The following is a 21,189-nucleotide window of genomic DNA, read 5'->3' on the forward strand; positions in this document are numbered from 1 at the left end:
CCATTGCCGTTGGTCGCAACTGTAATTTCTGACAGTAGCCGTACCGTGGCGCGAGCGGTTAGATAACCGCTGGTTCACAGGGACGCGTCGGCATGCACTATAAAACCCCCACAGTGTCGGTCGTCGATCCGCGAGCGCTGCCGATTCGTTCCATTGATTACTGGCGCGAAGTTGAAGGCGAGCCGACTCAGGCACGCATCAACCGCACGCTTCACAATGCCGCCGGGCGCGCCGTCAAACAGTGGGACCCCCGGCTTTGGTCGTTACAGGAACAAGACCCGCTGGCACCCGCCAATCTCGTGACGGTGTATTCGCTGACCGATGTTGCCGTATCGACGCTGAGCGTGGATGCCGGGTCGCAGATCAGTCTTTTGGGCGTGGCCAATGAAGTGCTGCATGACTGGGACAGTCGCGGCACACGACGCGAAATTGAATACGACGAACGGCTACGTCCGGTGGCGGTGTTTGAACACGTTGCCACAGCACCACGACGGTGTGCCGAGCGCATGGAATATGGTCGTCCCGCTCAGGGGCATCAGGATCACAACGCGTCCGGGCAATTGATTCGACAGGATGGCCCCGGCGGGACCGTATTGTCTGAGGCGTTTGCGATCACCGGCCAGTGCATCAGTCACGTTCAGCATTTCACGCTGGAGGCCGTCGCCCCTGATTGGCCAGAGCCGATTGCTGATCGCAATGAATTGTTGGAGTCCGGCGACGGAGCGGTCTCTACCTGGCGGTTCGGCCCGCTGGGGAATGTGCTCGAATCGGTCGATGCCAGGCGGAACAGTCAGACCTTTGGCTTCACCCTTGATGGCCGGCTATTCCACAGCGCCCTGAAACTGGCGGGCAAGCCGGTTTGGCAAACCCTGGTCAGCGAGATCGAGTACAACGCCCAAGGACAGATCACTCGCGAAGTGGCGGGTAATAACGTTCAAACGACCCTCAACTACTCTTCGGAAGACGGGCGTCTGATCGAGCGCCGGGCGCACGTTGATCAAAACGGATTGCTGCAACACCTGTGCTACGCCTATGACCGAATGGGCAATGTGCTGAGCATCGAAGACAAGGCGTTGCCGGTGCGGTACTTCAACAATCAACGTATCGACCCCGTCAGTCGATTTGTTTACGACAGTCTGTATCAATTGATCGCGGCGTCTGGCTGGGAGGCGGGCGCTTCCAGCCAAGGGCCGGCATCCGTTGGGCGCAACGATCCGGCGGCGCTCAGCAACTACCAGCAAACCTACAGGTACGACGACAGCGGCAACCTGCTGAAGCTGACACATGTCGGTGCGCAAAGTCCCGGATGTGATCTGCAAGCCGCCCGGTACAGCAATCGTTGCCTGCCCTGGCGCCACGGCGAACCGCCGACCGAGGAAGAAATCGCCGCGGCATTCGACGCCCGAGGCAATTTACTGGAGCTGGATCCCGGGCGATTCCTGACATGGGATCTGCGCAATCAATTGCAGTCGGTGAGCCCGGTGGAGCGCGACTCTGGACGAAATGACGTGGAGGCCTACCGCTACGATGGCGGTGGCCAACGGGTACGAAAAACTCGCTCGTTGCAGACCAATGCCAGAACCGTGATAGCCGAAGTGCGCTATTTACCCGGGCTGGAACTTCATACCGACAGTGGCACCGGGGAGAGGCTGCACGTCATCACCGCACAGGCCGGCCTTGATTCTGTTCGGGTCCTGCACTGGGAAAGCGATCCACCGTCCGGCATCAACGATCAGTATCGGTATACCCTGGTCGATCACCTGAATTCCTGCACGGTGGAACTGGCCAATGACGGACGCATCATCAGCCGCGAAATCTACTATCCCTTCGGTGAGACGGCGTGGTTTGCCGGTGCAGATGGCATTGCAGTCGACTACAAAACCATTCGGTATTCAGGCAAGGAGCGGGATGCGACGGGGCTTTATTACTATGGGTTTCGCTATTACATCCCGTGGTTGCAGCGTTGGCTGAATCCTGATCCGGCAGGCGCGGTCGATGGCTTGAACCTGTATCGAATGGTTAGAAATAACCCTGTCACGTTGATCGATGGCGATGGCCGTGTGCCTAATGTACCGACCGTACCTCCAAAACCACCTTCGCCACCGGGATCGGCTGGACCTCCACCTCCTCCGTTTGGCTCCGGCCCTATGCCGCCACCGCCACCACTGCCTGGGCAAGTCGCGCAGGCTCAGAAGCTGTTTGAGCCTATCGTATTGGCGCGTCCACAAATGCCAGCGAATCAGGCTTCAGAACCATGGCAAACAAAAAACTACGTTGACACGACTCAGCTAGCCGAAACAATCCATCAACTATTTGGTGTATCGGTTAGCCCTATAAAAGTAGTGGATGTAACACACAAAGAACTTTTTGAAAAAATCAGGTCTGTTCCTGGCAATGAAACGATGCAGTTCAATCAGGTAGAACTTCGTGCCAATCCTGCCGCCTGGACGTCGCCAGACGGAACAATTTACATGGGGGTAACCGCCCCCGATTATTCTGAAAACGGTCAGCTTGATGTCGATAAAATCCGTTCAACAATTGTTCACGAAGCCTTGCATTCTTCATCGCACGAACATGTTGGCTTTCAACGGGATACGGATACGTCTGTCAGTAACAGTAATTATGACGAACACATTACCGACTACTTTGCCTATCAGGTGTTCAAAGCCATGTATCCCGGGGCGGAGTACAAAACGGGTTATTTCACAACAAGCGTAGGTGGAGACGCTCAGCATTGGGGCGGGAACATGGCCAAATTCATGATTGATTCAGGCCATGTGACAGCGAGCGAATTACAAAATGGTTATTTTAGAACGGGCAAATTGAATCCGTTGCCTGGCGAGTTGTTAGATAAATGGAAAACATTTGCAAAGCAAAATAGAAATCCAGCGAAAATCTGATTTGGCATCACGTCAGCAAAAAAGCCCCCGCCCAACCCACTGCGGATAGGGAACGCAGCGGGCTGGACGGGGGCTTTTATTTTTGCTGAACGCTTACTGCGCGATGGTTTTCACCGACACGCCGCGCTCGATCGGGGTGGAGCGACCGTAGATATCTTCGAACCGCTCGATATCGTCTTCACCCAGGTAGCTGCCCGATTGCACTTCGATGATCTCGAGTGGAATCTTGCCCGGGTTGCGCAGACGGTGGACCGACGCGATCGGGATGTAGGTCGACTGGTTTTCGCACAGCAGAAACACGTTGTCGTCGCAGGTCACTTCAGCGGTGCCGCTGACCACGATCCAGTGTTCGGCGCGGTGGTGGTGCATTTGCAGCGACAGGCACGCGCCCGGCTTGACCGAGATGTGCTTGACCTGGAAGCGACCGCCCATGTCCACCGAGTCGTAGGAGCCCCACGGACGATAGACTTCGCAGTGGTTCTGGGTTTCGCTGCGGCCCTGCTCGTTGAGAGTGTTGACCATCTGTTTCACGCCTTGGACCTTGTCCTTGTGCGCAATCATCATGGCGTCCTTGGTTTCGACCACCACGATGTTTTCCAGGCCGATCACCGACACCAGTTTGCCGTTGCCGTGGATCATGCAGTTCTTGCTGTCCTGAATGACCACGTCGCCTTTGGTGACGTTGCCGTTGGCGTCTTTTTCGTTCACTTCCCACAGCGACGACCAGCAACCGACATCGCTCCAGCCGGCGGTCAGCGGTACGACGCAGGCGCGCTGGGTTTTTTCCATCACCGAGTAGTCGATGGAATTGTCCGGGCAGCAGGCGAAGGTGGCTTCGTCCAGAGTGATGGTGTCGTTGTCGTGTTCGCTGCGCTCAAGGGTCAGCAGGCAGGTGTCGTAGATGTCCGGGTCGTGCTTCTTCAGTTCTTCGAGGAAGCGGCTGGCGCGGAACAGGAACATACCGCTGTTCCAGAAATAACCGCCGGACTCGACGAACTCGGTGGCACGTTTCACGTCAGGTTTTTCGACGAAGTGCGAGACGCGGCTGACGCCTTCCGGCAACAGCGAATCATTCGTCGACTTGATATAGCCATAACCGGTTTCCGGTTTGGTGGCCGGCACGCCGAACAGCACCATTTCGCCGTTTTCCGCCGCGACGGTGGCCAGGGCCAGCGCACGTTGCAGGGCTTTCTGGTCTTCCAGCACGTGGTCGGCCGGCAGCACCAGCATCAACTCGTCGCGACCTTCATTGACCAGCATCATCGCGGTCAGGGCCACGGCCGGCGCGGTGTTGCGACCGAACGGTTCCATCAGGATGCGCTGGGCTTCGAGTTTGCGGTTGCTCAACTGCTCGTTGACGATGAAGCGGTGGTCCTTGTTGCAGACCACGATCGGGGTGTCCATGCCTTCGAACACCAGGCGTTCCAGGGTTTGCTGGAAGAGCGTGTGTTCGCCGGTCAGGGCAAGGAATTGCTTGGGAAACTGTTTACGCGAAAGCGGCCAAAGACGTGAGCCGCTACCACCTGACAAGATCACCGGAATCATGTTGTTACTCCTTTAAAATCGATTGGTTAGAGCTACGAACGTTCTGTCGTTTCACTCTTGTTCTTATTCCGTGTCCGAATTGACCTCGGTCCTTGTGGGAGCTGGCTTGCCTGCGATGGCATCGCCTCGGTGTATCTGTTGAACCGAGGTGTCTGTATCGCGGGCAAGCCCGGCTCCCACAGGGGGAGCGTCAAGTCAGAGAATTAATCAGCGCGTCGACACCGGGCGTTTTACCCAGACTGGCGACAGGCTGCTGCCGTTGCCGGTGACGTACAGCACGGCGGCTTCGCCGCGTTCCAGGGCAACTGGTTTTACATCGCCGACTTTTTTGTCGCCTTCAAACAGCGCCAGGCTGACCTTCACCGGGTTGATTTCACGCTCGCCACGGCCCTTGGCGGCCACGCTCGGAACCACGTCAGTCTTGCCGTCAGCGGTTTTCAGGGTCAGCGGCTTGTCGCTCAGGTTTTGCAGGCGTACCAGGGACTTCTGCTTGTTCTTGAAGGGCGGTTCTTCGATCAGTTGGGGCGCGCCGGAAGCGTTGTTGACCAGGGTGTAATAGTGGTCACCGGCCAGTTTCACTGGCAGGGTCTGGCTGCCGACCTTGGCGCTGTAGTCGCCGCCCGGCATGAAACTGAAGTCGGTGCTGGACAGCGGCGCAACGTCGCTCAGGTTGGTGGTGCCGACGGTGGCGCTGACTTCAGCGTTACCGGCGTTGTAGACCCGTACGAAGCTCGAGCCTTTTGGTGCGGTCGGGCCGTAGAGTGCGGCGTCGCCACCGGCGAAGGCGTTCATTGACAGCACGCTGAAGGTCGCGGCCAGAGCAAAAGTCTTGGCGAGACGGCGAGGAGTAGTAGTGAAAGTCATGGTAGTACCTCTCTCTTTCAGTTTTGCGCCCGGTCGGGCGTCTCGGATTTAGTGTTTGCGGCTACGTTTTGTTGGCGGGCGCCGGCTTCTTTGAGCTCTGCGACCCACTGCGGGTCGGCGTCGCCGATTTCGTTGTTCACAGGCAGATAGCGTTCAGGAAACTCCCAGATCAGCACCTGTGGCGGGCTGTTCTTGAAAGCGTCACTTTTCAGGTAGCTGAGCATCGGCAGAATCGGGCCGTGGCCGTCTTCGGCGTAATTGACCACGTCGCTGTGCAGCGCTTGTTTCAGCGCGCCGACGAAATTCCAGTTCGGGTTGGCGCTGTAACTGGTGCCGATCAGGGCCACCGGCACTTCGGTGTTGGCGAACAGGGCGTCGTCACCGGCCGGCTGATCGCCAGCTGCCACGGTGTTGCGCTTCTGCAGCGGTTCTTGCGCCGGCATCAGGTTTTCGAACAGCGGGTCCAGCGGCAGGAACAGGCGCAGGTCGCCCTTGTGCGTGACTTTTTCCGCGGGTGAAGTGACGAAGTTTTGCGGCTCGCCGCTCAGTGGGAGCTTGTCGGCGATGGTCTTGGCCAGGGTCTCGGCGGCAACTTGTGCGCCTTCTGGGGTCCAGTGAGTGTCGGTGCGCAGGAACACTTGCTGACCATTGTGCTTGGCCTGTTGCAGCGGGCCGAGCAGGTCGGGAGCGAGGATCTTGTCGGCCGCCACACGAGCATGGAAATCCTGATAAAGGTTGGCGTGAATGCTGGAAGGCTTCACCTCACCCAAGTGCTCCGGGTACAGGCGGGTCTTGGCCGGCACGATCGCCATCACCAGTTGCACGCCTTGCTCTTTCAAGGTCTGGCGCACGCCTTCGACCAGCGCGTAGTTGCCTTGCAGGTTCAGCTCTTCATTGACGATCGGGTTGAACTCTTCATCGCTGTAGAGCCACTGATCGCGACCGAGTACAACGCCCGGACGACCTTCGTTGAACAGTTTGAAATCCAGCGCAGCCCAGAGGTTGGTGCCCAGGCGCTTGATCGGAAACTCGTCGTCGTAATGCGTCTCCACGGCTTTGGTCCAGCGGCCGTTGAGCACCGTCGCGTCGGCGTTGGTGCTGAAGCCGAAGAAGCTGCGCGTGGACCACAGGCCCAGTGCCAGCAGCGTCAGCAGGAACAGGGCGATGTAGAAGATGCGTAATGAGCGGGTCATGATCAGATCCCTCAGAACTGGAAGTAAAGGAACGGCGAGAAGCTTTGCGCCGAGAGTTTGAAAATCGAAGCGATGAACAGCAGCAGCACCAGGGCGCGCATCACGTATCGCGACCAGTCAGCGGTCCAGTAGGCCGGTTGCACGGTGGCTTCAACGCCGACGGTGTAACCCGGTTGGTGGATGCTGGCCGGGTTATCGCCCGGTACGGCTTTGATCGTTCCCGGGGTCGCAGCGGCAGGACCATCGGTCTCGACGTTGACCGCAGGTTTGGTCTTCTCTGGCGGACGGTTGGTGTAGAAATCACGGATGCCGAAGAACGCCAGCGTCACGTAAGCCACCACCAATGTCGCTATTTGAAGGCCGGTGAGGCTGGCCTGGTTGAGTTCAGACAGCGACCACTCGTTGAAGCTGAACATCGCACCGTACATGCGGCCGGCGACGTGCAGGTTTTCCGAGCGGAAGATCACCCAGCCCATCACCACCAGCAGGAACGTCAGCGCCCAGCGGATCGGGTTGATGCTGCGCGGCGAGGTGTTCAGGCCCAAGGCTTTTTCAATTGCCAGCCACATGCCGTGCCACGCACCCCAGACGATGTAGGTGATGTTCGCGCCGTGCCACAGACCACCGAGCAGCATGGTCAGGAACAGGTTGCGATAAGTCATCAGCGTACCTTTGCGGTTACCGCCCAGCGTGATGTACAGATAGTCACGCAGCCAGGTGGAGAGGCTGATGTGCCAGCGACGCCAGAACTCGGTGATCGACTGGCTGATGTACGGCTGTTTGAAGTTTTCCATGAAGCGGAAACCCATCATCAGGCCCAGGCCGATGGCCATGTCGCTGTAGCCGGAGAAGTCGAAATACAGTTGCGCGGTGTAGGCCAGCGCGCCGAGCCAGGCATCGCCGGTGGTCGGGTTTTGCAGCGCGAAGCAGTGGTCGGCGACGACGGCGAGGGTGTCGGCGATGAAGACTTTCTTGATGAAACCCTGCATGAACCGCGTGCAGCCCTCGGAGAATTTGTCCAGGGTGTGGGTGCGGTTGTTGAACTGGTCGGCGAGGTCGCGGAAACGCAACACCGGGCCGGCAATCAGGTGCGGGAAGATCGCCACGAACGCCGCAAAGTCGATCAGGTTGCGGGTCGCCGGGGTGTCACCCCGGTAGACGTCGATGATGTAGCTGATGGACTCGAAAATGTAGAACGAGATCCCGATCGGCAACAGCACGTGGGTCAGGATGAACGGCGACAGACCGACCGAGGTCATCATCGCGTTGATGCTGTCGACCCCGAAGTTGGCGTACTTGAAGTAGCCCAGGATGCACAGGTCGACGGCGACGCCGAGCAACAGCCAGCGCTGGGCCGGTTTGGTCCGCACGCCTGCGGCACCGACCTTGAGGCCGATCCAGTAGTTCCACAATGTGACGGCGGCGAACAGCGCGAGGAAGTCCACGCGCCACCAGGCATAGAACACGTAGCTGGCGATCAGCAGCAGCAGGTTGCGATAGCGTATTCCGCTTAAGTAGTACATGCCGAGAAAGATCGGCAAGAACAAAAACAGGAACACGTTGGATGAAAATACCATCCCGATCTCTCCATGTTTAACCAACAGTCAAGGGCCAACGGCCCCCCCAAACCCCCCACCGAAAACCGGGGGATGTAATGCATTCAAAATCACCGCGACCCCTTGTAGGAGCCGGCTTGCTGGCGAAGGCGGTGTAGCAGTCAACATCAATGGTGAATGTCTGACCGCTTTCGCCAGCAAGCCCGCTCCCACAGGGGATTTGTGTCTGGCGCTAGGAACCCTTGTTGCCTTTTTCATTGGCCGGGTCGAAGACCTTGGTCAAATCACCACCGAGGCGGAAGGTCTTGAACGGCTGCATTTTGTGTTTCTGCTGCAGCACATCCGGCGCGCAGGTGTAGAGCGTGCAGAACGGTTCGAGCCAGGCGAATTTCGAGTCGATCTTGAGATCGGTCATGTCCTGTTCCTTGCCGTTCTTCTTCTCGAAGAGGTCCGGATCTTTAATCCCGGCGAGCACCTGATCACCCAGGCGTTTCAGCGCGCCGTTGTTTTCCTGGCGCACGTCCACACCGTTGACCTGCGCGAAACTGGCGATCATCGCCAATGGCGGCAGGGCGTAGTTGTGGTAGGCGAGGGCGCGTTGCTGGCGCTTGAGTTCGTTGGGCAGGAAACCTTGCGCGTCGACCTGGTTGGCGCCGACCTTGTATTCCTTCACGGCCCAGTCAAACAGGTCGCGGCGGTTGGTCGCGACCGACGTGGCCATCACCGACCAGGCCGCCCAGTACGAGTGATTGTTGGTTTGCTCAAGCGGCAGGTTGTCCCAGTCACTGACCACCTGATCGGCCATTTTGCTGAACCAGGCTTCGATCAACTGCGACTCTTGCTGATGGTTGGCCAGCGGGTGCGAGTCGGAGAATTTCAGGCGGATGTACGACGACGCCATGCTGCCCAGCGCCCATTTGCGCATGGACTTGCCGGTGTGGTTGAAGTCCTTGGACATCAACGCATCGGCCTTGGCCCAGGCGGTCAGCCAGGTCAGCGTGCATTCGAGTTGTTCCGGGCGACCGTCACGCATGAACTGCATCACGCGCTTGCTGGTGCCACGTTCGATCTTGGTGATGTCGGCGGTGCTGTCGCGGAAGGCTTTTTCCGATTGCACGTTCAGGGTCGAACGGGACTTGTCGGAGCCTTCGTATTTGCTGCGAAATTGCAGCGAGCCGGTGTACGGCGTCGGCATTGCATCACAGCCTTCACTGCTGTCGCCGGTTTTGAGTTTTTCAATCGGTGCGAAATAACCCTGTGGCGGGCGCAGCGGCGCGGCAGCCTGGGTGGCCCCGGCGAACATCGCCAGGGTCAGCAACGATGGCGCGAGCAGATGTTTCAACGTTCGGTTTCGCATGGCAGACCTCATTGCCCGGCCTGAGCAGTTCGCTGCTCAGCACTCGGGAACACGTTGCGTTTGCAGATTTTCGCTTCGACTTTTTGCGGCGCGGCACCGGCTTCAGGGCCCTGGACTTCGACGGCCAGCAGATTCTGCGAGGCCCAGTCTTCGTCCGTGCGCAACTCAAAGGCGAAACGCCCGTCGGTGTCGGAGGTTTCCGGTTTTTCGATCTTGATGTCCTCGTGGCGACCGTTCATGTACCAGAGGGTGGCTTGCAGGGTTTTCACCGACGGATCGGCGAAACGGATGTCGACCTGATGGCTGCTGTTTTGCAGGTTCAGGTTTTTGCTGTTGACCATTAATTCGTTCTTGCCCGTTTTCAGCGTGGTGCTGCCGGACATCTGTGCATCCTTGCCTTCGCAACCGTTGTCCAGCAGCGCCATCATCTGGCGGTAGATGGTTTCCTGGTCGAGGCGATAGAGCGGCGAGAATTCCCAGATCAGGATCTTTGGTGGTTTGGTCTGGAATTCTTCACTGCCCAGGTACTGCAGCATCGAACCTTCCAGGCCACCGCCGGGGAACGCCACGTTGAGGATGTCGGCGCCGATGGCCTCTTCGAGGAAACCGGCGAAGTTGTAGTTCTTGCCACTGTGGCTGGTACCGACCAGGGTGATCTCCGGATTGCCGGCGTCGCTGAAAAGATCGCCGTCGGCGGCTTCGCCCTTGGGCTCGGTGGTGAATTGATCCATGTACTGGATCGCGTAGCTGGTGCCACAGAGTTGACCGGCCATGTTGTGCAATGTTCCGGTCTTGCCCATGCGACCCGACCTGTGGGTCTCGAATTCACGTTTCGCAATGCCGGCAAACGCCGGGATCTGCTTGACCTTTTCCGCGACGATTTTCGCCGTGCGTTGGGCGCCGTATGGCGTCCAGTGTTGGTCGCCACGGAAATAGAAATCGTGGGCGGGCAGGGTGTCGGGCAGCGACTCGTTGGTCAGCGGCGACAGGTCCGGCACGACGTAACCCATCGCGGCGAAACGCCCGAGCATGGTCTTGTAGTTCTTCAGTGCCTTGTCGAAATCGTACTTGGCTTTTTCTTCCGGGTTGAGCTTGTTGCGGTTCACCAGGCCACGAGTGGGTTGATAAACAACAACGAGCTCCACGCCTTTGCTCTTGAACGCATCGTGCAGTTCTTTCAGGCGTTTGTAGCCGGCGGGGGAGGTATCGAATTCGGTGCGCAAGTCTTCTTGCGTACGGAACAGCCAGTCGCCTTGCGCCTGTACCAGCGTGGTGAAGTTCTGTTGATAACGCGTGGTGTAATTCTTCGCGTCATGGGCTTCGGGGCACAGGTTGCAGCACGGCTCGGCAGCAAACTTCGGCGCCTGGGCGTCATCGGCACGAACACCACCGCTGGCCGCGAGAATGCCGGCGGTCAGGGCCGACAGGCTGAGTAATTTGATCAAGTGTGGGTGCATAAAATTATCCTCAGTCCCGCATTTCGGTCTGGCGTTCGACAGGGTCGATCAGCACGGCTTTCTGCTGGCGCACCAGCAGGTCGAGAATTTCATCCTGACGCTCGCCCAGAATCCCGCTGAAGCTGATGCCGCTGGATTTGGTCGGGGCGAGCATGGACACGCGATACAACTCGACGCTCAGCGGCGAGTCGATGGACAGCGGGCCACTGCCGTTGCCGGCCAGTTCCCCGCCGACCACAATCAGCGAGACTTCGGCGTCGAACGGGTCGAGCTTGATGTCACGGTCGGTGTCGCTCAGGTCTTTGATGTGGCCGTAGACACCGGTCAGGCCGTTGGCCAGGGACAGGTTTTCGTAGAGGCGGATGTTCACGCTGTTACGAATACGGATGCCGTGGCGTGTGTTGCTGATCACCTTGTTGCCGTAGATCAGGTTGTCGGCGCTCTCGTAGAGGGTGATGCCGTCGGTGTGGTTCTTGTAGATCTCGTTGTAGGCGATCAGGTTGTTCACGCTGTTACGGTCGATCACCAGGCCCGACAACTTGTTGTCGTAGCTGCGGTTGTTGAAGATGAAGCTGTCGTTGACCTCACGGGAAATGATGATCCCGTGCTTCTTCTTCGTCCCGTAGACGGTGTTGTCGGCAATGATCAGACGGTGCGAACGGTCGTGCGGGTCGATGCCGTAGACGATGTTGTCTTTGTAGGTGTTGCCCTTGACCACGAAGTCGCGGGTTTCGTAGCAGTAGAAGCCGTACCACATGTCCGAGAACTCGGAGCCGACGATCCAGCCGGTCGGTTCAGGGCGCTTCAAGACTTTGGCCATATTCGGCGTGTACTGGGAAATACTCACGCCGTAGGACTTACTGTTGGCGTAGCCGAAACTGGCGATCTTGCTGTTGGCGATGTAGGTCTCGGTGCCACCCCAGGACAGCAGGAACGGACGGAATTCCTTCGGCGACGTGAACGTCGCCGGGCCGTTGTCCTTTTCGCGCCAACCGGTGATTTTGGTGTCACGCACAAACAGCTGGCCGTCGTTGACCAGGAACGAGCCGGCCTCTTGCGACAGGCGCAATTCCTGGGTCTGCTTGTCGATTTCAAGGATGCCGTGACGGCCGACCACGATCGGCAACTTCGCCAGGAATACGCCCGGCGAGGTTTCGTTGAAGTACTGCTTGGGCAGTTTCTTCGCCAGGTCCTTGAGGTTCATGTAGCCGTCGTCGACAAAAATGGCCTGCGGGATGCCGTGCTGACGAACAACCCACTCGGCCATCTTGTTGTCACCGCCGATGAAGTCCTTCAGGGCGTCTTCCTGCATCATCCGGCGCACGCTGATCTTGCCAGCCTTGGTGCGCACGATTTTTGCGGCGATGGCGTCGCTGGTGTAGCCGGACAGGTCCGGCAGTTTTGGCTTGGCCAGCTCCAGCGGTGCGGTCGGCGCGCTGCTGACGGTGTAGGTCTTGGCCTGTTGCAAACCTTTGGCAACGGTCGCCGGTTGCCCTTTCTGCACGGGCACGACCGGTTCCACATTGGCGAAGGCAGCCGCGCTGGCCAGCAGCATGGCGCCGGCCAGCAAGGAGATCGAACCTCGCTTCGGATTGTTCATGTCGGGCACTCCCTTCGCAGTTCGCATCAGAAGCGCCAGATCACGTCGATGAATGCGCGGTGCATGTACGAATCGACTTCCTTGCCGTAGGCATCACCCGGCTTGAACACACCACCACGGAAACGCACGAGGGCTGAAGGCTCGTCGATCGACTGGCTCAACGCCGCCGGCAACAGGCCTTGCTTGAAGTACTTGGTGACGACCAGGTCCATTTCCTGACCGAGGTCCTTTTCGCCATCGTTCAGCGGCAGGGACGTGGTGGACAGAATCGCACCGGTGGCGTCGTCGGTGTTGTTCTCGACCGCGTTGATGCCGTTGCTGCCGATCGGCTTGTTGCCGTCGACGCGCCAGAACTTGTGATAGATCAGGCTGGCGTCGTATTCGTCGTTGAGCATCCACGAACCGAACAGGGTCGCGGTCTGCATGTTCTGCATTTCGCCACGGAAGGCTTCGCCGAAACGGGACACCCGCGAGCGGGTACCGGTGTAGTTCGAGCGGTTGCTTTCCAGGCCGTTCTGTTCGTACTCGGCGCTGGCACGGGCATAGGCGGCACCGACTTGCCATTGCGGATCGAGGCGCAGACGCACGCCGACATCCGTGGCCCAGCCATTGAGGTCTTGACCGCGTTTGGCTTCGGTCGGAGGCGTGCCGTTGGCGTTCAGCGGGTTGACCGTGTTGGTGTCGCCGCTCATGCCGGTGATGCTGCCCCAGTAATTGACGGTGTTGGTGTTGCGCCAGTTGTAGGCGTCGCTGTCGGCGGTCAGGCCCAGCCAGGTGAGGTCGCCGTTCTGTTGCTTGTCCAGCGAATCGGTGGGCACGCCCGGCTGCGGGTAGTCGAGTTTGCCGTCATCGTGGGCGTGATGAGCGCGAATGCCCGCCCACTGTCCCGGTGTCCACTGATACTCCGCATCGGCGTAGACGTGCAGGCGATCCTTGTCTTTTGGCGCCAGCTCCGTGAGGTCGGTGCGGTACTCGCTGAAGCGTTCGGCGACACCGACATTGGCGCGCAACAGGGTGGTGTCGAAGGTCCAGTTCAGGGCTTCGATGTTGGTGTCGCGCCATTCGCCGTCGGCGTTGTGCAGGCGTTGGCGACCGAGCTTGAGCATCTCGCCGGGGTACGGCGTGAGGCCGCTGTAGCCGACCCAGAATTCGCGCATCGCCAGGTAGTTTTTCTTGGTTTTGCGATCATCGTTGGTGGTCGGCGTAGTGCCGTCGCCGGCGGTCCCTTGCAAGGTATCCGTCTCAATGATGTCAGTGGCGGTCACGGCCTGGCCCATCGCATAGGCGCTCCACGCGCCGCTTTCGCCATAGATCCATGGACGCAGGTCGAGGCCGACGCCGTTGACGTCGCCGCCGCTCTGGGTGCCGAGGTCACTGTCGGCTTCGGACTGGCCGGTGATTTTCACGTCGAGGCCGTAATTCTTGGTTTCGGTCAATGCCGCCAGGGTGGGACACGACCACAACAAGGCGAATGTCAGGCCAATGCCGGCCTGAACGAATGGATTCAACTTCATAGGGATTCCTCGCCGTCTTCTTCTTGCAGGGCATGCAGTTCCAGCGTGTTCTGGCTCAAGGACCCACGAACGGCCTGTTCTTGTTTCAACAGGCGTTGGGCCTCGGCGAGCTGGGCAGGCGGCAGTTGTGCTTCGAGTGTTTGCGCAAGCTCGGTGGCTTGCGGGGTGTCTTGAGCCTTGGCCAGCTGGCTGAAGACGTATGCGTTAAGCGGGTTGGGCTTGGTGCCCTTGCCTTGGGAAAACAGCTGGGCGATGGCGAAGTCGGCGCTGTTCTGGCCGTTGCGCGCAGCGGTCAGCAAGTGATCCAGGGCTTTCTGCGAATAGACTTTGCCCAGGTAGCCGCGTCGGTAGATCTGGCCGAGGTAGTAATCGGCGGCGACTTCGCGGCCGACGGCTTTCTGGAAATGTTCTTCGGCGACCTTGGCGTCGGCCGGGACCATTTTGCCTTCGTAGTAGAGCTTGCCCAGCAACAGTTCGGCGCGCGGCTGGTCGGCGGCGCGGCCGTTGTCCAGGTACTTCATCATCTGGTCGACATCACCCAGTTCAGGGAAGTCGTAGATCAATTGCGCGAGGGTGACCCACGACGCCGGGTAGCCCGGAGCGATGGGTTCGAGCAGCGACTGCGCGGTTTTTTCGTCGGTCTTGCCCAGGGTCGGGTCCGCGAGCACACGGGCGACGCTGTCGACCCGTTGCGCGGAGACGGTGCCGCGAGCGTGTGCGGCTTGCATCTGCTTGATCAGCTCGGCCTGTTGTTCTGGCTTGGCCTGTTTCTGATAAACCGTGGCCAGTTCGACGTAGCAGATGTCCGTGGTGTTGAGCGCGGCTTTGCAGATGCTGGCGATTTCGTCCAAGTGCTGGTCGTAAGTGCCTTGGGTGCGATAGAGCAGGACTTGCGCCAAACCTGCTTCCGGTTTGCCTTCGGCGCGCCATTGGCTGATCTGCTTCTGCGCATCGATGTTCGGGAAACTGTGCGGGTATTGCAGGTACAGCATGGCCAGCGGGATCAGGGTGTTGCCTTCGCCATTGGCCGAGGCCTTTTTCAACAGGCCTTCGGCTTCGTGCTGTTCAGCTTCGGTAGAACCCGGTTTGGCCACCAGCAGACGACCCAAACGAGCCTGTGCCCGCGGCGAGACGTCGGCTGCGGCGCGGTAAGTCTCCTCGGCCTGTTTGATCTGCGCCGGGTCACGGCTGTCGACCTGGATATCGGCCAGGCCCACTTGAGCCTCGCTGTAGCCGAGGTCGGCCAGTTGCTTGTAGTTCTGCTGCGCGAGCGCGGTGTCGCCGCGCTTGAGGGCTTCATTGGCCAGACGCTGGTCGGGCAGGCCGGCGCAACCGGCCAGGGCGATGGCCATGGCCAGGGTCAATGGGACCGGCAGGATTCTGAGTGGACTCGTCACGGGCATGTCCTCGACTTAAAGACCGGCAGCCATGGCTTTGTCGATCAGCCAGTTCAGGTTCGGGCCGCGATCGCTGTTCACTTCTACCGGGCGACCGGCGAGGCTGCTGTCCAGGGATTCATCAGGCTGGATCAGCACGCGGATGTCGGACGACAGGTCAGCACTTTTCAGGCTGGTGCTGCTGACGATTTTGCCGGTGCGGGTCTTGTCTTCGCCGGCGATCTGGAAGCTGACCGAAGTACCTGGGCGCACGTCACGGAACTGGCGATAGGAGAAGCGCGCTTCCACGTTGGCTTCGCTGTTGCGTGGCACCAGTTGGAAGATTACGTCGCCCTTGCTGGCGTACTGACCGTTGGCAACCAGTTGTTGCGCCACGGTGCAGTCGCACGGCGAGGTCAGGGTGCCGGTCATTTGCTTGCCGAACAGTTCTTCAACCTTGGCCGGCTGCAGTTGGTCTTCGTCCAGGTGCCCTTTGAGCACATCGAGCATGCTGGTGCTGAACGTGGCGAGTGGGGCGCCTTTGGCAGCCACACCGTCAGCCTTGATCAGGCTTTGCACGGTGCCGTCACGTGGCATGGTGATGTTCATGCCCGGCACGCTGACCAGACCGGCCTGTGCGTGGCTGACGAAGTACATGCCGTACACCGATTTGAAAACGAAACCGAATGCCGCCACGCCGACGATGAAAATCCCCAGGCTGAAGGTCACAGCACGCAGACGACCGAATGCGCTCATGCCGTGGCCGCCGTCCTTGACCTTGCGCGCCTTGGTGAAGTTGTCGCGCTGCAGGGTCGCCAGCACTTCACCCATGCTGACGATGTCGCCAGCCAGGTGCGAGGTGATCAGGTGGCGCAGGGTCGAGATGTCTTGCGGTTCGAGGTTCTGGAATTGGCAACCGGCACGGCCGGTCTGGCGGTCGAAGGAGCGAACCTGCAACTCCACGTCCATGGCCAGCCCGAGGTTGTCGATCACGAATTGCAGGCGAGCCTTGTACACATCACCGATCTTCAGCGGCAGCTGACCGGCGTTGAACGCCAGGCCGCCAGCGGAAAGGTCGATTACACGGGCTTCAACCGGGGTCCGGTCAGGACCGAAGAAACGCAGCTTGGCCGGGATTTTCACTCGGGCGTGTTGGCGCTGGGCTTCGGATTCATGCACTACGTTGGCGTTGACGGCGGTATTCATAGGGGCGATTTCCTTGTTAATTCAATAGGGGCGGGTCAGACCATCGTCAGCAGCACGGCGACAAAAATGCTGCCGGCGGAGAAGGTCATGGTCCGAGACGACCAGGTGTTGAACCAACGTTGAAAGCTGGCGAGATCACGGGTCAGAGAAGTGGGCTGGCGAGTCCAGGACTGTTGATCGAGGCGGAAGAACACGTAGATCTTCACCAGTGCGCCAACGATCTGGTTGTAATAGAGAATCGCCGGGTAGGCCGGGCCGATCCGGTGACCGGAAAGGGACAGCAGCACGGTCAGGATCAGGCGGGTAATGCCGATCCACAGCAGGTAAACCAGGATGAACGCGGTGCCATATTTGAAGCTGGCAATCAGCGCGACTGTCAGGCCCAGCAATGACGTCCACATCGACACGCGCTGATCGAACAGCACCACCGACGTGAACAGGCCGAGGCGTTTGATCCCCAGACCCAGTGCGCGGGAGTTCTGGCGCAGGTTGTTGCCGTACCAGCGGAACATCAGTTTGCGACTGGCCTTGATGAAGCTTTTTTCCGGCGGATGCTCGACGGTGTTGATCGCGGCGTCCGGCACGTAGAAGGTGTCGTAGCCCAGGCGCATCAGGCTGAACCAGCTCGACTTGTCATCACCGGTCAGGAACTTGAAACGACCCAGGCGCCAGTGTTGCAGCGAGTCGCTTTCCACGTCGGCAATGAACTCCGGATTGGTGACCACCGTCGCACGGAACACCGACATACGACCGGTCATGGTCAGCACGCGCTTGGACAGGGCCATCGAGCACATGTTGATGTGACGCTGGGCGAAACGCAGCTTGTGCCATTCGCTCATGATGTAGCCGCCGCGCACTTCGCAGAACTCGTTGGTGGTCAGGCCGCCGACGTTGCCGAACAGCTGGAACCACGGCACGGTCTTGCGCACGGTGCCTTCACCGAGCACGGTGTCGCCATCGATCACGGCCACCACGGCGCGGTCGTCGGGCAGGTGGCGGGAAATGGCGCGGAAACCGTAGGCCAGGCCATCGCGCTTGCCGGTTCCGGGAATGCGCACGAAGTCGAGTTTGACCCGGTCCGGCGGATTCATCCGCGACCAGAGGCTCTTCACCAACTTCTCATCGGACATTTCCACGATGGAGCAGACCATGGTGGTCGGCAGGCCGCAGTCGATCGCTTCACGAATCACCGAGGCGTAGACCTGCGCGGTGGTCAGCGCGTCGATACGGAAACTGGTGACCATCAAAAACACATGGGAAGGGTCTGCCGCTTTGCCCAGCTTGCGCACTTTGCGCCGCAGGTGCGGGTAGACCACGTATAGAAACAGCATGCCGCGCAGAAAGTGCGTGGCACCCATCGAGTAACGCCAGATCCCGATGAAGCCGATCAGGAAGATGAAGTCCTTCGACTCGGAGTCGAACGTGGACGCAGGCAACGCCATGGCGATGCCCATCAATAAACTTAGGTAAAACAGCCAACCGGCGGCCTGAAGTAGGCCGTGCTTTAGCCTGTGCATAGTCAACATCCTGAAGTCAGTTGCAAGCCCCAAGCTCCAAGCGACAAGCCTGGAGCGAGGCGCTTTTGAGCTTGTGGCTTGGAGCTTGAAGCTTGCGGCTGCTTTACCAGCAGATGCCTTCGGTGCGGCCGCTGACGCTGGTGGCTTTGGACATGAAGCCAACCAGGTCGACCACTTGCTTGCCGTGCGGAGCGTTCTGCGCCAGGGCGCGGAATTTCTCGTCACGGTTGCCGAGGATGATCACGTCGGAGTTGTTGATCACGTCGTCGAAGTCGGAATTGAGCAAGGACGAGACGTGAGGGATTTTCGACTCGATGTAATCCTTGTTCGCGCCGTGGACACGGGCGTATTCGACGTTGCTGTCGTAGATGCTCAGGTCGTAACCCTTGCCGATCAGCATTTCCGCCAGATCCACCAATGGGCTTTCGCGCAGGTCGTCGGTGCCGGCCTTGAAGCTCAGGCCCAGCAGGGCGACTTTGCGTTTGTCGTGGCTGGAAACGATGTCGAAGGCGTTCTGCACCTGGGATTCGTTGCTGCGCATCAGCGAGTTCAGCAGCGGTGCTTCCACGTCCAGGGAACCGGCGCGGTAGGTCAGGGCACGCACGTCTTTTGGCAGGCAAGAGCCGCCGAACGCGAAGCCTGGGCGCATGTAGTACTGGGACAGGTTCAGGGTTTTGTCCTGGCAGACCACTTCCATCACTTCACGACCATCGACGCCGACTGCCTTGGCGATGTTGCCGATTTCGTTGGCGAAGGTGACCTTGGTGGCGTGCCACACGTTGCAGGTGTACTTGATCATCTCGGCAACGGCGATGTCCTTGCGGATGATCGGCGCGTCGAGTTCTTCGTACAGCGATTGCAGAACGTCGCCCGACGCTTTGTCGAATTCGCCGATGACGGTCATTGGCGGCAGGTCGTAGTCAGCGATCGCGGTGCTTTCACGCAGGAACTCAGGGTTCACTGCAACGCCGAAATCAACGCCGGCTTTTTTGCCAGAGCAATCTTCGAGGATCGGGATCACCACGTTGGCCACGGTACCCGGCAGCACGGTGCTGCGGACCACGATGGTATGGCGGGTCGTCTTGTCACGCAGGACAAAACCGATTTCGCGGCACACGGCTTCGATGTAGTTCAGTTCCAGGTCGCCGTTTTTCTTGCTTGGCGTACCAACGCAGATCATCGACAGGTCGGTGTCACGAATCGCCTCGGCGAAGTTGGTCGTGCCACGCAGTTTGCCGGTATCGATACCCTTGCGCAGAAGCTCGCCCAAGCCCGGTTCAACGATCGGCGATTTACCGGCATTGATCATATCGATTTTGTCTTTGGCAACATCGACGCCAACGACGTCATGGCCCCGTGCAGACAGGCAACCGGCACAGACAGCGCCGACGTAACCCAAACCAAATATGCTGATGCGCATCGCAATTACCTCACTGTTATCAAGACTGTATTCACAAGCCATTTAGATGGCCGGAGTTAAAGGTGTTTAGCGGTCATGGTGCACTCGAAAGTGCGGCTTACAGGCGCCACAATGCCGTGTGCGGGCATACTAAGTTCCGAGTGTCTAAATAAGTGCACTCAAGATGTGCGCAACTAGGCCTTATTGTTATGACGTGCCCTGTTATGCAGCCGGTCCTCTGGCCTGAGGACGCTCGTGCACGGATCTTGCGCGCTCAATGCCAGGCGATAAGCCTGTAAATCAAGCGGTTGGGTGCTCGGGAGAGCACGTTTATAGGGGCGCTGCCTTGGCCTTGTAGGGGATATTAATGGTGCGTATCTCCTGTCCTTCATGTGTTGACCAAATAAGCGACTCATCTACGGAAGTTAATGTGACAACTTCGCTACGTGAATGGCTTGTCTGCGTAAGTTATCTCGTACAAGCACGTTGATAATCGTTACCGGTGGTATGAACTACGCATTTGGACATAGTTCCAGTCCGCCCATCGCGAAATCTGAAATTTCTTGAAATATTAAGAAAGATGGCACTACTTTCATATTGATGGCACGCGCTGTTTCACCCTTGATACATAGGGGGCTAACCGAGTTCGATATTTTTATGCCACTACCGATAAAAATTTTCTGTGCCACTACTGAAAAAAACCACCGAAGTCGAGTGAAACAAAAGTTAGGCAATTTGGTGATGTTTTATTGGCGTCAATAAGTCGGCGAAACGGGAGGGGATTGTTTAACGAGCGGGCGTCGGCGCACGACGAGGATTATGGAAGTCGTGCGCCTGTCAAAGCACTTACTCAGGAGCGTGATCGCGCAGGAACACCAGATTGTCCGGTTTAGACTGCTCGGCGCTGTAGCGGTAACCCTGAACGTCAAATTGCTTCAGGTCGGCAGGGCTGTTGATACGCTCTTCGATGACGAAGCGGCTCATCATGCCGCGGGCTTTTTTCGCGTAGAAGCTGATGATCTTGTACTGGCCGTTCTTCAAATCCTTGAAGTCGGTATTGATGATGCGCGCGTTCAACGCGTTGCGTTTAACGGCCGAAAAGTACTCATTGGACGCCAGGTTCAGCAGCACGTCATCACCTTGATCGGCCAGCGCTTCGTTCAGCCATTCGCTGATGCGCGTGCCCCAGAAGGCATACAGGTCCTTGCCACGGGCATTCGCCAGTTTGGTGCCCATCTCCAGTCGATACGGTTGCATCAAATCCAGCGGGCGCAGCAAGCCATACAGGCCGGACAGCATGCGCAGGTGCTGCTGGGCGTAATCGAAATCCGCTTCGCTGAAGGTTTGTGCGTTGAGGCCGGTATAGACGTCGCCCTTGAAGGCCAGCAGCGCCTGCTTGGCGTTTTCCAGGGTGAACGCGGGGGTCCAGCTGCCGAAACGCGCGGCGTTGAGACCGCCGATCTTGTCGGAGACGTGCATCAGTTCGCTGATGTGCGCCGGTGTCAGGTCGCGCAACTGCATGATCAGCTCTTGGGAATGATCGAGGTACTGCGGCTGGGTAAAACGCTGGGTCGCCGGCGGTGTTTCGTAATCGAGGGTCTTGGCGGGGGAAATCACCATCAGCATGAAGTCGTCTCCTTTAATCGTGGGGGCGATTCTAGGGGGTAGAGCCGGATGACTCCAGCTATCAAGGTGATAGGTGATC

14 protein-coding genes are annotated in these 21,189 nt (G+C 58.8%); 1 reads left to right on the plus strand and 13 read right to left on the minus strand.

From position 1 onward, the window contains the following. Positions 1-92 precede the first annotated feature (92 nt). The gene (locus NL116_RS05535) at positions 93-2,900 is read left to right on the plus strand and encodes an RHS repeat-associated core domain-containing protein (protein ID WP_494376330.1); all 2,808 of its coding nucleotides are present in this window, start codon (positions 93-95) and stop codon (positions 2,898-2,900) included. A 93-nt stretch (positions 2,901-2,993) separates the two neighbouring features. Here the strand turns inward: NL116_RS05535 and NL116_RS05540 are convergent, their stop codons facing one another. From NL116_RS05540 to yaaA, 13 genes are all read right to left on the minus strand, one after another. Next, entirely contained in the window at positions 2,994-4,445 is a 1,452-nt protein-coding gene (locus tag NL116_RS05540) for a mannose-1-phosphate guanylyltransferase/mannose-6-phosphate isomerase (protein WP_494376331.1), read from the minus strand. 207 nt (positions 4,446-4,652) lie between these two features. Next, a complete protein-coding gene (locus NL116_RS05545; RefSeq protein WP_494376332.1) occupies positions 4,653-5,309 on the minus strand; it encodes an alginate O-acetyltransferase AlgF in 657 nt (218 codons plus the stop codon). Between the two features lie 17 nt (positions 5,310-5,326). After that, on the minus strand, positions 5,327-6,502 hold the full coding sequence (locus NL116_RS05550; RefSeq protein ID WP_494376333.1) for an alginate O-acetyltransferase: 1,176 nt from the start codon (positions 6,500-6,502) through the stop codon (positions 5,327-5,329). Positions 6,503-6,513: 11 nt separating this feature from the next. Beyond that, positions 6,514-8,079, minus strand: coding sequence for an MBOAT family O-acyltransferase (locus NL116_RS05555; RefSeq protein ID WP_494376334.1), 1,566 nt, complete (start codon positions 8,077-8,079; stop codon positions 6,514-6,516). Between the two features lie 211 nt (positions 8,080-8,290). Further along, the gene (locus NL116_RS05560; RefSeq protein WP_494376335.1) at positions 8,291-9,415 is read right to left on the minus strand and encodes a mannuronate-specific alginate lyase; all 1,125 of its coding nucleotides are present in this window, start codon (positions 9,413-9,415) and stop codon (positions 8,291-8,293) included. Between the two features lie 8 nt (positions 9,416-9,423). After that, positions 9,424-10,872, minus strand: coding sequence for an alginate O-acetyltransferase (locus NL116_RS05565; RefSeq protein ID WP_494376336.1), 1,449 nt, complete (start codon positions 10,870-10,872; stop codon positions 9,424-9,426). Between the two features lie 10 nt (positions 10,873-10,882). Next, entirely contained in the window at positions 10,883-12,472 is a 1,590-nt protein-coding gene (gene algG / locus NL116_RS05570) for a mannuronan 5-epimerase AlgG (protein ID WP_494376337.1), read from the minus strand. Between the two features lie 26 nt (positions 12,473-12,498). Further along, positions 12,499-13,986, minus strand: coding sequence for an alginate export family protein (locus NL116_RS05575; protein WP_494376338.1), 1,488 nt, complete (start codon positions 13,984-13,986; stop codon positions 12,499-12,501). After that, complete coding sequence (algK, locus tag NL116_RS05580; RefSeq protein ID WP_494376339.1) at positions 13,983-15,389, minus strand: alginate biosynthesis TPR repeat lipoprotein AlgK; 1,407 nt, start codon at positions 15,387-15,389, stop codon at positions 13,983-13,985. The genes NL116_RS05575 and algK overlap by 4 nt, the downstream gene beginning before the upstream one ends. Positions 15,390-15,398: 9 nt before the next feature. Next, positions 15,399-16,568, minus strand: coding sequence for a PilZ domain-containing protein (locus tag NL116_RS05585; RefSeq protein ID WP_494376340.1), 1,170 nt, complete (start codon positions 16,566-16,568; stop codon positions 15,399-15,401). Between the two features lie 35 nt (positions 16,569-16,603). After that, on the minus strand, positions 16,604-18,085 hold the full coding sequence (gene alg8 / locus NL116_RS05590; protein ID WP_494376341.1) for a mannuronan synthase: 1,482 nt from the start codon (positions 18,083-18,085) through the stop codon (positions 16,604-16,606). Positions 18,086-18,188: 103 nt separating this feature from the next. After that, the gene (locus tag NL116_RS05595; RefSeq protein WP_494376342.1) at positions 18,189-19,505 is read right to left on the minus strand and encodes a nucleotide sugar dehydrogenase; all 1,317 of its coding nucleotides are present in this window, start codon (positions 19,503-19,505) and stop codon (positions 18,189-18,191) included. An 825-nt stretch (positions 19,506-20,330) separates the two neighbouring features. After that, complete coding sequence (gene yaaA, locus NL116_RS05600) at positions 20,331-21,110, minus strand: peroxide stress protein YaaA (RefSeq protein WP_494376343.1); 780 nt, start codon at positions 21,108-21,110, stop codon at positions 20,331-20,333. Positions 21,111-21,189 lie beyond the last annotated feature (79 nt).

This window comes from Pseudomonas sp. FBCC-B1667, assembly GCF_059133255.1.

Excerpts from the sequence above, each read along its gene's own strand:
- NL116_RS05535 (WP_494376330.1), top strand. The coding sequence starts at position 93 with ATGCACTATAAAACCCCCACAGTGTCGGTCGTCGATCCGCGAGCGCTG.
- NL116_RS05540 (WP_494376331.1), bottom strand. The coding sequence starts at position 4,445 with ATGATTCCGGTGATCTTGTCAGGTGGTAGCGGCTCACGTCTTTGGCCG.
- NL116_RS05545 (WP_494376332.1), bottom strand. The coding sequence starts at position 5,309 with ATGACTTTCACTACTACTCCTCGCCGTCTCGCCAAGACTTTTGCTCTG.
- NL116_RS05550 (WP_494376333.1), bottom strand. The coding sequence starts at position 6,502 with ATGACCCGCTCATTACGCATCTTCTACATCGCCCTGTTCCTGCTGACG.
- NL116_RS05555 (WP_494376334.1), bottom strand. The coding sequence starts at position 8,079 with ATGGTATTTTCATCCAACGTGTTCCTGTTTTTGTTCTTGCCGATCTTT.
- NL116_RS05560 (WP_494376335.1), bottom strand. The coding sequence starts at position 9,415 with ATGCGAAACCGAACGTTGAAACATCTGCTCGCGCCATCGTTGCTGACC.
- NL116_RS05565 (WP_494376336.1), bottom strand. The coding sequence starts at position 10,872 with ATGCACCCACACTTGATCAAATTACTCAGCCTGTCGGCCCTGACCGCC.
- algG (WP_494376337.1), bottom strand. The coding sequence starts at position 12,472 with ATGAACAATCCGAAGCGAGGTTCGATCTCCTTGCTGGCCGGCGCCATG.
- NL116_RS05575 (WP_494376338.1), bottom strand. The coding sequence starts at position 13,986 with ATGAAGTTGAATCCATTCGTTCAGGCCGGCATTGGCCTGACATTCGCC.
- algK (WP_494376339.1), bottom strand. The coding sequence starts at position 15,389 with ATGCCCGTGACGAGTCCACTCAGAATCCTGCCGGTCCCATTGACCCTG.
- NL116_RS05585 (WP_494376340.1), bottom strand. The coding sequence starts at position 16,568 with ATGAATACCGCCGTCAACGCCAACGTAGTGCATGAATCCGAAGCCCAG.
- alg8 (WP_494376341.1), bottom strand. The coding sequence starts at position 18,085 with ATGCACAGGCTAAAGCACGGCCTACTTCAGGCCGCCGGTTGGCTGTTT.
- NL116_RS05595 (WP_494376342.1), bottom strand. The coding sequence starts at position 19,505 with ATGCGCATCAGCATATTTGGTTTGGGTTACGTCGGCGCTGTCTGTGCC.
- yaaA (WP_494376343.1), bottom strand. The coding sequence starts at position 21,110 with ATGCTGATGGTGATTTCCCCCGCCAAGACCCTCGATTACGAAACACCG.